This is a genomic window from Microvirga sp. GN3 (assembly GCF_055792825.1).
Map to the genome: position 1 here is coordinate 21,867 of NZ_JBVVAK010000021.1, position 12,243 is coordinate 34,109.

Below are 12,243 nucleotides of genomic sequence, written 5' to 3' on the forward strand. Positions count from 1 at the left end.
GTGCGGAACTTAGGGTTGCACAGGAACTGAACCCTTGATGGGCGGAAGCCTGCCCGACCGCTGGACCTGACCAGTTCGATGGCCCGCCGCCCTATGCAGCGGGCATCCTCCCCGAATTCCTTGAGCCTCATGGATCGGGCGGTCGTGTGCTGCCCGAAACCTCCCGCTCGGAACAAAAGGGGATCAACCAACACGATAAAAGGATTCGTGAATGGCTACCCGTGGCCAGAAGGCCCCACGCACGTCTGCAAAGGACTCCACCACGTCGCCCAAGACCTCCCGCAAGGCAGTCCCGGCCCACATCAAGGCGATCGTCTGGGGCCAGGCCGCCGGGCGGTGCCAGTTCACCGGGTGCAACGAGCGCCTCATCGGCGACCTCATCTCCGGGAAGACGCACCTGAACAAGGCCTACGTCGCCCACATCGTCGCCGACAGCGCGGACGGCCCTCGCGGTGATGCGGTCCTTTCCCCGAAGCTCGCCCATGACCCCGCCAACCTGATGCTGATGTGCGATCCCCACCACCGCCTCATCGATGGACCCGAGACGCGGCAGGGCTACCCGGTGGAACGCCTGCACGAGATGAAGGCCCGTCATGAGCGGCGCATCGAGATCGTGACGGACATCGATGAGGATCGCGCATGCCACGTGATCCGCTACACGGCAGGCATCGCCGCGAATGAAGCCCACGTCGCCGCCGAGCACGTGAGGTCCGCCATGCTCCCTGACCTTTACCCGGCGGATGGCGGCTGGATCGACCTCGACGTGGTGGGCCTGAACCTGCCTGACCACGACCCCGACTACTGGAGGACGCACCTCCGCAATCTGCGAGAGACGTTCTCCCAGAAGGTGCGAGGGCGCCTGGAACGACAGGAGATCAAGCGCCTTGCCGTGTTCGGCGTGGCCCCCATGCCGTTGCTCATGGAACTCGGGCGCCTGCTCTCGGATGTCCCCACCGCGGACGTCCGACAGCTTCTCCGGAACCCGAAGGGCTGGCGGTGGCAGGACTCGGAGCCTCCGATGTCCCTCACCGTCTCGCCGGCCGAAACGGCAGGCAGGACGGTGGCCCTCAAGCTCGAGATGAGCGCAGGGATCGCCGACGACAGGATCGCCCAAATCCTCGGTACCGATGCCCCAATCTGGTCGATCTCGGCCTCGGGTGCCCACAACGACATCATGCGGCGCCGCGATGACCTGGCCGAGTTCGCGAAGGCCTTCCGGGGAACCCTCGATGCCATCAAGGCGGCGCATGGCGAGGACGTAACCGTGCACCTCTTCCCGGCCATGCCCGTCTCCGCCGCCGTGGAAGTCGGCCGGGCGTGGCAACCGAAAGCTCATCCCCCGATCCGCATCTACGACCAGAACAAGGCGCTCGGCGGCTTCATCCCAGCGCACGAACTCACCCACGAGCAGCGGAGCGCGGCATGACATTCCATTTCACGCCCGGTGCCTCGCGCGAGTTCGAGGACTTCCTGGATGCCCTCGAGGCCGAACTCGAGATCCCGCCGAGCCGCTACGAGGCGGCGGAGCGCAGCTACCATTCCGTAGGGGACTGGCTCAACCGCCCGGATTCCAAGCTCCAGCGCTTTGGCCCGCAGGTCTACGTGCAGGGATCCTTCCGGCTCGGCACGGCCATCAAGCCTCTCAGCGAGAAAGACGAGTACGACGTCGACGCGATCTGCGAGATGCGCCGCATGACGAAGGAGCATTACAGCCAGTCGCAGCTCAAGGACATGCTGGGCAGCGAGCTTGCCGCCTACGTCGAAGATAAGGGTATGAACAAGCCCGCGAGCGAGCGCCGGAGGTGCTGGACGCTCCATTACGCGGACGGGAGCCAGTTCCACCTCGACGTCACCCCGGCCGTGCCTCAAGGGGACAACGGCCGAAGGCTGCTCAGGATGATCGGCGTTCCGCCGGAGCTGACCGGAGCGGCCATCGCCATCACCGACCGGGAGCACGCCAACTTCCGTCGGATCTCGAGCGATTGGCCGAGGAGCAACCCGAAAGGTTACTGCGAGTGGTTCAAGTCCCGCATGAGCGCGGTTCTTGCGCGGCGGAAGTCGGCGATGGCCGGAACCCGCGCCGAAGTGGAGAAGATCCCCGATTACAAGGTCAGGACTCCTCTCCAGTCAGCCATCAAGCTCCTCAAGCGCCACCGGGACATCATGTTCTCGGGCAGTCCCGACGAGGCGCCGATCTCGATCATCATCACCACCCTTTCGGCGCACGCCTACAGGGGCGAGGAGACGACGGCGGACGCCCTCACCCGGGTGCTCACGGACATGCGAGACTACGTCCTCGTCGGCAGGGACGGCGTCCACCGCATTCCGAACCCCACGGATCCCGAGGAGAACTTCGCCGACAAGTGGCAGGAGAAGCCGGAGCTCCGGATCGCCTTCGATGAGTGGCTGGAACGGGCACGCACCGACTTCCAGTCGGTTTCCCGCTCCCGTGACCGCAAGGAGATTGCCCGGGTGATGTCCCGTGCGATGGGAACGATTCCGGTCGACCGCATTCTCCAGAAGCACCCGATCACGGTCGCCGGCAACCTGCCGGTCAGGATCCGCGATTTCGGCCGGGATCTCGTCATGCGCGCGAACCATCGGCGCGCTCCCCATTGGCCGAACGCACCTGTCGGCCAGGCCCGCATCGAAGAGGCCACATTCACCCGTGACGGCTTCCGGCCGGAGCGTCTTCAGAGCGAAGGGCGGATACTCGAGAAAGGTGGCGACCTCCGGTTCGTCGCTCACACGACAGTGCCGGCACCCTACAGGGTTTACTGGCAGATCGTGAACACCGGGACGGACGCCGAGCGTGCCAACGGATTGCGAGGCAGCTTCGAATACTTCGAGAAGGGAGGTCTCACCAAGAAGGAGTCGACCAAGTATGGGGGCTCTCATTCCATCGAGTGCTTCATCGTGAAGAACGGCAGGCTGGCCGCCCGCAGCGGGGCGTTCGTCGTCAACATTCGTTGACGCTACGGGCGCCATCCAGGCGACGGCGCCCGTCTGGTTCCGCGCTTTAACAGGATCTCGGATCGAATTGCCGTTTTCCGCTTCCGCCGATCGGGCAACCATTGGTCTCCGGGCGAGCGAGGCACGCAGATGGCGGAAGCGGATTCCATAACGAAGAGGCATTTCCACACGGCATTCGGGGATGGTGAGGCACTGGGCCCGCCGACACCGTTGTCCGACCACGTGTGGTTCCTTCGCTCCGAACTCCGGCTCTGGGCCACGGCGCAATCCCTGAAGTCGACCGGCCCCGCATTCGATGCGGAGCTTGAGGAGGCCGTTGGAACCCTGTCTGCCTGCTTGGGACACCATGGGGCCGGTGCCGGGAAAGCGCCCGAAGACTGGCCCGACCTTGTCCCGGCTCGCCACGTCCACCGTCTGGGACGAAGCGGAGCCTTCCACATCTGGATGGCCTTCCTGTCGAAGGGCCGGTCCGAGTTCGTCGCCCCCCTCCTCGCCACGCTGAGAGCGGGAGCACCTTCGCTGCCCGGAGGTCACGGGACTTTCGTGGCGGTGGCGCAGTTCCTGCGCGCCCTTGCCCTGGAGGCCGACCGGCAGGCCGACGCCAATACAGGCCCCAGCCGCGCCGTGGAGTGAGGCCGATAACGGATTGACAAGGACTCGTGTGCGAGCCTCGGCCTTTTCCGAGGCAGCTCAAATTGGACGACCACGTTGACATCCCGGACTTGTCCGGTGCCGATGTTTCCGATCAGGAAGGAGCCAGGGCGCTGTATTTGCGCTACCGCACCGACGGCGAGACCCTTCTCGCAAGGGCGGTCGGGACCGAAGACGAGATCCACGGGCAGGTAGATGCCGCTCGTGAGAACCTCCGAGCCGCCGAGCAGATCCGGTATGAGTACGAAGCGTTCTACAGAGAACCCATTGCGGATGACGTGGAGCTTCTTGCCACGCCTGAATACAGGCCTGGCCTTGGGACGATAGGGTCGTTCGAGACGGAAGACGAGATTCTCCGCCGGCTCAACAAGCACATCCGGGAGAACTACCGGCACCTTTCCCCGTATGTCCGCGGAGAGGACATCGACTGACGCAACGGCGTTTCCCACCGAGGGCCGCCCGGATCAGCGGGCCCGCCGACATTTGCGTCACCTCGTCAGCGTCATGGCCGACCTGTCGGATTTGCCGCGGTTGTCGATTGCGCACAGGCCCCCGACCCTCCCTTGAGCGGCTCCCGCAGCCGCCCATCCCGCGAGGAGGCATGCCGATGAACGACGACATTCCGTGGCCGCGGCCCGGCCAGCCGCTCTCCCCGGCCTCCCTCCTGGCCGAGATCGACGACGTCGTGCACGACCTGCTCGAGCACGAGGAGGACTGGACGGTCCGCGACGTCATCGCGTCCGTGGAGCGCCGCATCGACGTCCTCGCGCTCCACAAGACCTCGCTGCGTCCCGACCCCGAGGTCGCCTCCCAGATGCTCGACCCCGCGTTCGTGCGCGGAAGGATTCGCGCCGCCTGGCAGGACATGGAATCCCGGGTCATCGGCAGGGGCGTCAGCGAGGACGGGGAACCGCTCGTCTACGTCCGCAGGAGGTCACCGTACACCGGGAACGAGCTGGACGCCCGGATCACCCGCGTGAGCCTGCCCGACGACGGCGAACCCGCCTTCGCGACATCAATGGCCTGGTTCATTCTGCCGGGGCAGCAGGGGCCACGCCCGTGACCTGCGCGGAAGGCTCTTCGCTGAGCCAGCGGTAGAGGATGCCGCCGAGTGCCCCGCCGATCAGCGGCGCGACCCAGAACAGCCAGAGCTGCGCCAGCGCCCAGCCGCCGACGAACAGGGCCGGACCCGTGCTGCGGGCCGGGTTCACGGAGGTGTTGGTGATCGGAATGCCGACGAGGTGGATCAGCGTGAGGGCCAGGCCGATGGCGATCGGCGCGAACCCAACGGGTGCCTTGCCGTGAGTAGCGCCCATGATGATGAACAGGAACATCATGGTCAGCACAACCTCGGCGATGAAGCCCGAGATCATGCTGTACTGGCCGGGTGAATGCGCGCCGTAGCCGTTGGCCGCGAAGCCCTTCGCGAGATCGAACGTGGGGGCGCCGACGGCGATGGCGTAGAGGGCGGCTGCGGCGATCACGGCGCCGATCACCTGCGAGACCACGTAGGGCAGGATGTCTTGCCTCGGGAAGCGGCCGCCCGCCGCCAGGCCGACGGTGACCGCCGGATTGAGGTGGCAGCCGGAGATGTGGCCGATGGCATAGGCCATGGTGAGCACGCTCAGGCCGAAGGCGAGCGAGACGCCGAGCAGGCCGATGCCGACGTCGGGAAAGGCAGCCGCGATGACGGCACTGCCGCAGCCGGCGAAGGTGAGCCAGAAGGTCCCGATCCCCTCGGCAACGCAGCGATGGATGTTCTGACTGTTGTGCAGGTCCATGGGCTCCTCCCTGGGTTGACGCAAACCACTTGGGTATTGGAGCGACGTCGACGAAACCGTCGATCAAAGTGGCCCGTCGGGAGCCGAGGTCGGACGCAGGACTTGATTTGGGCTAGAAACATACTCCTTGCAGCATCGGTGGCAAGCGACTGCGGCGGATGAAGCCTGGCTTCGACGACGGCCGGACAGCGGGGCATGGCTGCCCCGCCCGGACGACAGGAGGAGACCTGCATCGTGGGCCTCTTTTTTTGCTGCGCGCCAGGGATTTCCGGACGCCCTTTCGGGGCATGACCCGATAGTCCAAGCGGTTCCGTTGCGGGAGAATGGCGGACACGGACCGTTCGAAGGGGAGGAATCGCCATGCGATGGCCCGACTTCCACGGGAGCTTCGCGACCCTCGTCACCCCAGGCCTGCTCGCCGAGGCGGCGGCGGATCTCGACAGGGCCCGATCCCGCTGCACGCAAGCGCGGGAGGATCTCACGACCGTGCGGGAGAGGCTCGACCGGGTGCTCGACGAAGCCTTCCGCGCGGGATCGTTCCGTCCGATCGAGGATCTCTTCCGCGAGGAGGAGGCCGCGATGGCGCGGTACGAGGCGGCCGCGGCGCGGCTGGCCGCGGCCAGGGAACGCTGGGCCGGCCTGCGGATGGCGCTGGCCACCGAACGGGAGCTGATGCGGCAGCCAGGTCCGGGCCACGGCCTTCACTGACTCCAGCGGAACCCGGCGTGTCATCGTGATTTGACAATCCCTGAGAACCCCGCAATCGCCAGGAGGCTCAACACCCATCCCACGAGAGACTGGAAGTAGAAGTAATGCAGGGCCGCCTCCCCTGAGGGCTTCACGGGATCGGGCCGCCAGTATGTCTTCTGGTCCATCTCGAGCACGGGCAGCAGCACGTCCAGCGAGTAGATCCATGCGTTGAAGCGGGGATAGCTCGACGCCTCCCATTGCCGTCGGAAGCAGGCAAGCTGGGTCTCGCCGTCGTCGGCGAGTCCGCTTGCGACCTCCTGGCTCGCGGCGAGGAGGCGCTGCTCGGATCGATTCAACCCGCACAGCGTCCACTCGCGCGAGCGCAGGACGATCGGGCTGTTCGGCTTGAAGGCACCCAGCCCCTCCGCATAGCCGAACACGGCGACGCCGAGCCCCCAGAAGGCCGCGAGCCAGGCCAGGGCGAGCAGCGGTTGGCGCCCATAGGCGACCGTGACCGCAAGGATGCCGTCCTTGGCGGCGAGGGCCGCGCGCCAGAGGGGATTGCGCGCGCGCTTGCGGCGCGCACGGCGCTGTTGCCGCTCCTTCTCGATGAGGGCCACATTGGCATCCTCGTGATGCCCCATCTCGCGCAGGACCGCCGCGAGCTGCTCATAGGGCTGGGGCCAGAAGTCCTCGCCCCAGCGTTCCGGCACCTGCCGCGACAGCCAGTCGAGGCGACTTGCGGCATCCACCGGGGCACCGATGAAGGCCCCGTAGCGGCACCGGTTCAACCGGAGGTCGCCCTTCTGGGGCCAGCATGGCGCCTCGTCATGCATGGTGCCGACGGACGCTCCCGTCATGGCCAGCGCTCCGTCGACCCTGGCGTTCTCGCGCAGGAAGAACGCTCCCTCGATCACGGCACGGCTGAGTTGCAGGGCATCATCGCCGGGGTTGATGATCACGGTGGAGGTGCAGTTCAAGTCCCCCGCGATCCTCGCACCCAGCAAGCGCACCTCGCCATCCACGGTGGCGGAGCGCAGCAGGATGCTGCCGCCGACGTCGATCGCCTCGGCGGCGATGGCGACGTCGTCCGGATGGAAGACGGAGGCCCCGGTGCCATCGAAATCGGCTCCGAGCCGCGCGCCCCGCATATTGATGCCACCCCGGAAATCCGCCCCGCGGGCAAAGACGTTCCGCACCTCGATGCCTTCGGCGTTGAGGGCAAAGCCCCCGAGCGCCTTGATGGCGGCGCCATCGCACACGAGATTGCCGCCGAGATGTGCATCGGTCAGGCGGATCTCGCCGTCGACGCGGGCTCCGCGCAGGTACAGCCCGCCCCGGGCTTCGAGCCGCTCGGCCTGGAGGCCGGGAAGGGACGAACCGTCCAGGAACGCACGGTCGATGACGGACGACGTGAACACCGGAACGGCATCGAAGCGGCAGTCCTTCAGCCAGATGTCGCGGGACACCCGGCACGCCTCGAGGTCGAGAGTGCCCTGGATCCAGGCGCCGCTGACCCTGATGCCCTTTTCGTGCGGCCGGTGGCCCTCGTCGCCGCCGAGGATGAGAAAGCGCAGGAACGGAGCCCGGAGGGCCCGTGCCGGATCATCCGGGGCCGGCAGCGTGCCGTCTCCGAGGCGATCGAGGTTGCCACTGAGGAGCCGGGAGACGACCTCTTCCTCGGCCGGCAAGAGGGGGCGGAAGGCGTCAAGACGGACCCCGCCGGTCGCCCTGGGCACTCCTTCGGCGCTCCCTGGACCGATCCGCCCGTCCTTCATGGGGCTGACGCGCCCTCTGATCCTCGGCCGCTCATTCGTGATCGCGGAGCCTCCTGCGGGCCTCCTCGGAAAGTCGGCGCCCAGGCCCATGCCTGTCATCGCCGGTGATCTGGCTCTTCTGCGGAACCCGGGTGACCTTCGGCGGGTCGCTGGCCGGGAACGTGCCCTCGAGTTCCTCGTCCAGATCCCGATCCAGTTCCTCGCGCCGCTCCTCGCCCGTCGGCTCACGTGTCTTGCGTGCCATGCTCCCTCCTCATCAAGTCGCGTCAGCCGCCGTGCCCCGCATTTCCGGCAACCTGCCATCGGCAAAAGAGAGAAGCCGTCGCGAAACGGCTCAGTTGGCAGCCTCGCTGGAGGCATCATCGGGAGCGGGAACGGGCTGCGCATCGAAGCCTACGCATCGGTGGGCTTGGCGCAATCGGGCATAACCCTGATTTCGGGTCGGGCGAACCCCACCCGAACCTGGGACGCGGCGCCGGGCCGTGGCCAGTTCAAGAGCAAACGCCTGGACAGCATGTCGCTCAATCGTCCACTGTCTGAGCGGACCGCTTGGCTTGCCGCGTTCCGGGCGGCTGGAGTGGGTCGCGAGACTGGCTGACCGGCCCCCGGCACGCGGCCCCGCTACGGCCCAACGACGCTGCCCCTCGCCCGGCCGCCTGGAACGCGGCAGGAGCATCCCGTGCCAATGGGCGCTGGGTTGATCAACGCGCATGTCCGCAGAGGGGTCGCGCATGACCCACCGATCGCGGATTGGATGGGGGTCGCGAAGACGGGTGCCGGCTGGGCAGCCGCCGCACCGATGGCGACACCCGTCGCCAGCCCGGCCAGCCCCCAGCCCCATGTGTCGGAGCGCCGATAGTAGACCGGCGCACCCAATAGACGGGCCGACCCCAATAAACGGGCCTGCCCCAGTAGGCGGGTCGTCCCCACCGCCGGGAATAGACGCGTGCAGGTCTCCACCGCCGGCCATCCCATCGGCGGGAATAGACCCGCTGCCTCCGCCATGCCGGCCCCACCCAACGACGGTCGCTCTCCCAGCGGCCGGGACGCGCGCGGACCTGGCGGACCTGCCGCCCGGGGCGGACGGCCATGGGCCGATACACCCTGCCGGGCCGAACCGCCGCCGGCCTGAAGCCGCCGCCGTGGATGCCTGGGGAACCCGCCCGTCGCTGGGCAAACGCGTCCCCGGCCATGAGGGGGACGAGCAGGAGGGCTGACGCGAGCAGGACGATCCGACGGCGCATGGCGGGCTCCCTGTTTCCGGTTGCTCCCGAAACGTAACGCTGCCGCTGCGGGTGCCGTTGCTCAGGTCAAATACCGAGAAAGCGCGGAATGAATACCGAGCCGTGCCAGGGACGCCGGCCCTCCGACGACGGGTCTCTCGGGAGGAGCGGCCGGCGACCGGATCGCCGAGTTCCATCCCCGAGCACGCCGCTCCCACACGAAACGCCGCGACAGTCGCCTGCCAGAGGACTGTTTATTGGCATGCGGACTCAGGCCATTCCCGGCTTCGGTTCGGGGTTTGCCCCGATAACCCCCGTCGCCCCGATGCGGTACGCTTGCGGCTGGTCGCGGCCTGCCTGAATCGCCGCGCGAGGAGGACATGCCATGTCTGAACTGGTGGTCGTCGGGTTCGACAACCCTCAAGACGCGGACCGGGTCCTGACGGAACTGATCCGCCTGAAGAAGGAATACCTCATCGACCTCGAGGACGCCGTGGTCGCGATCCGGGACGCGGGCGGCGTGGTCCGGATCAAGCAGAGCGTCAACCTGGTGAGTCTCGGCGCTGCCGGGGGCGGCCTGCGCGGAGCCCTCTGGGGCAGCCTGATCGGCCTGCTGTTCCTCAACCCGCTCGCCGGCTTCGCCATCGGCGGTGCGGTCGGCGCCGGCTCGGGGGCCCTGTCCGGAAGCATGATGGACTTTGGCATCAACGACGACTTCATCAGGTCGATCGGCGACACGCTGAAGCCCGACACCTCGGCCCTGTTCCTGCTCGTCCGCAAGTCGCAGCCCGAGAAGGTTCTCGCCGAGCTCAAAGGGTTCAAGGGTCACGTGATCCGCTCCTCGCTCTCGCCCGAGCAGGAAGCCAAGCTCCAGGCCGCGCTCTCGAAGGCGCATGCCCCGAGTCCCAGCGAGGGCGTCGAAGCCGCGGGCGCCGTGGCGGCGCAACCCGGCACGTGATGACCTGGGCCGTTCGGCAAGGGAGAGCGACATGATCACACGACGGCGCCTCCTGAACTGGCTGGTCGCGGCGACGGTGGCCATCCCGCTCGGCTCGGTCGCATTGACCGACGCGGAAGCCCAGCCGCGGCCCGAACGTCGTCCGCCGCCACCCAATCGTCCAGGGGGCCGCCCCCCGCCGCGACGGCGGGAGCGGCGGCCACGGCCACGGCCCGGCTTCGTCTGGGTGCCGGGTCGCTGGGTCTGGAGCGCCCGGCGTGGACGCTGGGTCTGGGTATCCGGCCATTGGCGCCGCCGCAGGGGCCGTCGGTAGGCGTCCTCGCCCGCACATCGGCGCGGGCGAGGACCGTGAGACCTGAACGCTGAAGGAGCCTGCCATGCGTCTCCGTCGGAACGGCTTGCCACCGCTGGTGTTCGGCTTGCGCTGGATCCTGCTCGGTGTCGCGGTCCTGATGGTCGCGCTCGCGGTCGGCGCGACGTTTTGAGCGACGGGGTCGGCTTCCGGTAGGCCCCCAACGGCATTGGGTGCGCCGTCGGCTGTGTCCCGGCCGAGGGCAAGGCCAGGGAGGGTACGATGAGGAAAGCCGTCGCGGCCGTCACGGTCGCCGCCATTGCCGTCATCGCCATCGCTGCCCGGGCGGCTCCGTCGCAGCCGGACCGGGCCGCGGACTTCGAACGGGCGCTGCGATCGCTGTTCGACGGGATGGACAGGGATGGCGACGGCGTGATCGAGGGAGCCGAAACGAGGCGCTTCGCCGACCGGACCTTCGCGGCGTTGGATGCCGACGGCAACCTGAGGCTCACCTATGCCGAATTCCAGCATCTCGATTTCGGCCTAGGCGGATTGGCGGAGCGTCACGACCGGCTGAAGCTGTACGCCGAGGCCCGCGAACGCATCTGGCACCGCTGGCGCCATCCGCGGCCGCGAGAGGTGACCAGGGCCGCCTTTCGCCAGCACCTGCGCGGCGAACTCCTGCGGGTCTCCCGCGGCCACTTCGGCGTGAGCTACGCGGAGTTCCAGCAGGCGCGCTTCGTCCAGGATCTCGCGACGGCCTTCCGGTGATGCCGCATCTCCTGACGAAGCGCGACGACCCACCAGCCCATGGGAGGCACCGACGATGGCACGGTTGAAGGGGATGATCGCCTCCAGCCTGACCCTTGCCGCGATCGGCCTTGCACCGACGCCCGCCCAGGCCGCCGTGCCGGCCGGGGAGATCGACCGGGCGACGCGGGCGGTCTTCGGACTCATCGACCGCAACGGAAACGGCCGCATCGAAGCCGTCGAGGTCAACCGTTACGTCGCGAACGTCTTCGCCGCGATGGACACCAACAGGGACGGCCGGCTCACGCGAAAGGAGTTCGATGGGCTGAGCCTTGGACTCCTTCCGTTGGCGCAACGCCATGACCGAATGGTGCCGTACTCGGCGGCACGTGCGCGCATCTGGGACCGGTGGCGGAACAAGGGGAGCGCGACGATGAGCCGAGCCAAATTCAGGCTCGGCGCCAAGAACGAGCTGTCGAAAGCCGGAGCACGCGGGCAGTTCATGGCCCTGACCTTCGATGACTTCATGGAGGCCCGCTTCGTGCGGGAGCTCACGGCCTCGCTGCGATAGGCGTGACGGCGGGAGGGAACGATGCCGGCGTTTGGTGCGGGATCCTCATGGACGCCGGACCGGCACATGCCGATCCCATCGTTCAGGACAGCCACGCCCGAACCGTCCACGCCGATGAGCAGGCGGCCGAGGGCGATGCACAGGAGGCCCGGCACGGGTCTGCAATCCGTAATCCGGGAGGGATGGACCGATGAGGAAGATCACGACAGCGATCGCCCCGCAGGACCTCCACTCAACCCCGGCCGCATCCAGGTTCTGCCAAATGCCGGGAATGCCGCCAACGAACCTCCACGTTTGCATGGCTCGAACTCGGGGTTTCACCCGATACCCAAGCAGCTCTCGGAGGGTTAACTGTATCCCTGCCCGTGCGCTGTGGACCTCTGATCGGTGTCTCCATGGGGGAGTTCCGATGGGAAAGATCATCATGGCCGCCGCGGACGCCGCGTTCGCGCTCTCTGGGGCAGCAGGCGAAACATCCTGTGAGCGCGCTGCCGGCGGGCTGCCATGGGGCGGCATCGCGGGCACCGCGAGCAGGGTGACTGCAACGGCAATCCTCCATCAGTCCGAGGGTTAGCG

At 67.6% G+C, this 12,243-nt stretch carries 15 protein-coding genes; 11 read left to right on the top strand and 4 right to left on the bottom strand.

Features of this window, described 5'->3' with window-relative positions; all coding sequences use genetic code 11:
• Window positions 1–211 precede the first annotated feature (211 nt).
• The 5 genes from ACS5Q1_RS12655 to ACS5Q1_RS12675 all read left to right on the top strand — a co-directional run bounded on the left by ACS5Q1_RS12655 (window position 212) and on the right by ACS5Q1_RS12675 (window position 4,687).
• Window positions 212–1,426, top strand: a complete 1,215-nt coding sequence (locus ACS5Q1_RS12655; RefSeq protein WP_473098539.1) for an SAVED domain-containing protein — start codon at window positions 212–214, stop codon at window positions 1,424–1,426.
• The gene (locus tag ACS5Q1_RS12660) at window positions 1,423–2,973 is read left to right on the top strand and encodes a nucleotide-binding domain-containing protein (protein ID WP_473098540.1); all 1,551 of its coding nucleotides are present in this window, start codon (window positions 1,423–1,425) and stop codon (window positions 2,971–2,973) included. Before ACS5Q1_RS12655 ends, ACS5Q1_RS12660 begins: the two co-directional genes overlap by 4 nt.
• 129 nt (window positions 2,974–3,102) lie before the next feature.
• Window positions 3,103–3,606 carry a hypothetical protein gene (locus tag ACS5Q1_RS12665; protein WP_473098541.1) on the top strand — a complete coding sequence of 168 codons (504 nt, stop codon included), beginning with the start codon at window positions 3,103–3,105 and terminating at the stop codon, window positions 3,604–3,606.
• Window positions 3,607–3,668: 62 nt separating this feature from the next.
• On the top strand, window positions 3,669–4,055 hold the full coding sequence (locus ACS5Q1_RS12670) for a hypothetical protein (protein WP_473098542.1): 387 nt from the start codon (window positions 3,669–3,671) through the stop codon (window positions 4,053–4,055).
• Between the two features lie 176 nt (window positions 4,056–4,231).
• Entirely contained in the window at window positions 4,232–4,687 is a 456-nt protein-coding gene (locus ACS5Q1_RS12675) for a hypothetical protein (RefSeq protein ID WP_473098543.1), read from the top strand.
• Here ACS5Q1_RS12675 and aqpZ read toward each other — a convergent pair.
• Entirely contained in the window at window positions 4,653–5,405 is a 753-nt protein-coding gene (gene aqpZ / locus ACS5Q1_RS12680) for an aquaporin Z (RefSeq protein WP_473098544.1), read from the bottom strand. The genes ACS5Q1_RS12675 and aqpZ overlap by 35 nt on opposite strands.
• Window positions 5,406–5,765: 360 nt before the next feature.
• On the opposite strand from aqpZ, the gene ACS5Q1_RS12685 reads away from it, so the two are divergent.
• Window positions 5,766–6,113 (top strand): hypothetical protein, encoded by a 348-nt coding sequence (locus tag ACS5Q1_RS12685; protein WP_473098545.1) that lies wholly within the window; start codon window positions 5,766–5,768, stop codon window positions 6,111–6,113.
• 20 nt (window positions 6,114–6,133) lie between these two features.
• On the opposite strand, the gene ACS5Q1_RS12690 is transcribed toward ACS5Q1_RS12685, so the two are convergent.
• The 3 genes from ACS5Q1_RS12690 to ACS5Q1_RS12700 form a co-directional block, all read right to left on the bottom strand.
• A complete protein-coding gene (locus ACS5Q1_RS12690; RefSeq protein WP_473098546.1) occupies window positions 6,134–7,834 on the bottom strand; it encodes a bactofilin family protein in 1,701 nt (566 codons plus the stop codon).
• Window positions 7,835–7,904: 70 nt separating this feature from the next.
• Window positions 7,905–8,117: a hypothetical protein gene (locus ACS5Q1_RS12695; protein ID WP_473098547.1), complete on the bottom strand. Its 213-nt coding sequence runs from the start codon at window positions 8,115–8,117 to the stop codon at window positions 7,905–7,907.
• 377 nt (window positions 8,118–8,494) lie between these two features.
• Window positions 8,495–8,878 (bottom strand): hypothetical protein, encoded by a 384-nt coding sequence (locus ACS5Q1_RS12700; RefSeq protein ID WP_473098548.1) that lies wholly within the window; start codon window positions 8,876–8,878, stop codon window positions 8,495–8,497.
• A 603-nt stretch (window positions 8,879–9,481) separates the two neighbouring features.
• Between ACS5Q1_RS12700 and ACS5Q1_RS12705 the strand changes: the two genes are divergently transcribed.
• From ACS5Q1_RS12705 to ACS5Q1_RS12725, 5 genes are all read left to right on the top strand, one after another.
• Window positions 9,482–10,054: a DUF1269 domain-containing protein gene (locus ACS5Q1_RS12705; RefSeq protein ID WP_473098549.1), complete on the top strand. Its 573-nt coding sequence runs from the start codon at window positions 9,482–9,484 to the stop codon at window positions 10,052–10,054.
• Between the two features lie 31 nt (window positions 10,055–10,085).
• A complete protein-coding gene (locus ACS5Q1_RS12710; protein ID WP_473098550.1) occupies window positions 10,086–10,367 on the top strand; it encodes a hypothetical protein in 282 nt (93 codons plus the stop codon).
• Between the two features lie 261 nt (window positions 10,368–10,628).
• Complete coding sequence (locus ACS5Q1_RS12715) at window positions 10,629–11,117, top strand: EF-hand domain-containing protein (protein ID WP_473098551.1); 489 nt, start codon at window positions 10,629–10,631, stop codon at window positions 11,115–11,117.
• A 55-nt stretch (window positions 11,118–11,172) separates the two neighbouring features.
• On the top strand, window positions 11,173–11,667 hold the full coding sequence (locus ACS5Q1_RS12720; protein ID WP_473098552.1) for an EF-hand domain-containing protein: 495 nt from the start codon (window positions 11,173–11,175) through the stop codon (window positions 11,665–11,667).
• 409 nt (window positions 11,668–12,076) lie between these two features.
• On the top strand, window positions 12,077–12,241 hold the full coding sequence (locus ACS5Q1_RS12725) for a hypothetical protein (protein ID WP_473098553.1): 165 nt from the start codon (window positions 12,077–12,079) through the stop codon (window positions 12,239–12,241).
• Window positions 12,242–12,243 lie beyond the last annotated feature (2 nt).

What these genes read in the sequence shown, in the direction of transcription:
- ACS5Q1_RS12720 (WP_473098552.1), top strand. Translation starts at nt 11,173, where the DNA reads ATGGCACGGTTGAAGGGGATGATCGCCTCCAGCCTGACCCTTGCCGCG.
- ACS5Q1_RS12695 (WP_473098547.1), bottom strand. Translation starts at nt 8,117, where the DNA reads ATGGCACGCAAGACACGTGAGCCGACGGGCGAGGAGCGGCGCGAGGAA.
- aqpZ (WP_473098544.1), bottom strand. Translation starts at nt 5,405, where the DNA reads ATGGACCTGCACAACAGTCAGAACATCCATCGCTGCGTTGCCGAGGGG.
- ACS5Q1_RS12655 (WP_473098539.1), top strand. Translation starts at nt 212, where the DNA reads ATGGCTACCCGTGGCCAGAAGGCCCCACGCACGTCTGCAAAGGACTCC.
- ACS5Q1_RS12710 (WP_473098550.1), top strand. Translation starts at nt 10,086, where the DNA reads ATGATCACACGACGGCGCCTCCTGAACTGGCTGGTCGCGGCGACGGTG.
- ACS5Q1_RS12715 (WP_473098551.1), top strand. Translation starts at nt 10,629, where the DNA reads ATGAGGAAAGCCGTCGCGGCCGTCACGGTCGCCGCCATTGCCGTCATC.
- ACS5Q1_RS12665 (WP_473098541.1), top strand. Translation starts at nt 3,103, where the DNA reads ATGGCGGAAGCGGATTCCATAACGAAGAGGCATTTCCACACGGCATTC.
- ACS5Q1_RS12700 (WP_473098548.1), bottom strand. Translation starts at nt 8,878, where the DNA reads ATGGCGGAGGCAGCGGGTCTATTCCCGCCGATGGGATGGCCGGCGGTG.
- ACS5Q1_RS12685 (WP_473098545.1), top strand. Translation starts at nt 5,766, where the DNA reads ATGCGATGGCCCGACTTCCACGGGAGCTTCGCGACCCTCGTCACCCCA.
- ACS5Q1_RS12675 (WP_473098543.1), top strand. Translation starts at nt 4,232, where the DNA reads ATGAACGACGACATTCCGTGGCCGCGGCCCGGCCAGCCGCTCTCCCCG.
- ACS5Q1_RS12660 (WP_473098540.1), top strand. Translation starts at nt 1,423, where the DNA reads ATGACATTCCATTTCACGCCCGGTGCCTCGCGCGAGTTCGAGGACTTC.
- ACS5Q1_RS12725 (WP_473098553.1), top strand. Translation starts at nt 12,077, where the DNA reads ATGGGAAAGATCATCATGGCCGCCGCGGACGCCGCGTTCGCGCTCTCT.
- ACS5Q1_RS12705 (WP_473098549.1), top strand. Translation starts at nt 9,482, where the DNA reads ATGTCTGAACTGGTGGTCGTCGGGTTCGACAACCCTCAAGACGCGGAC.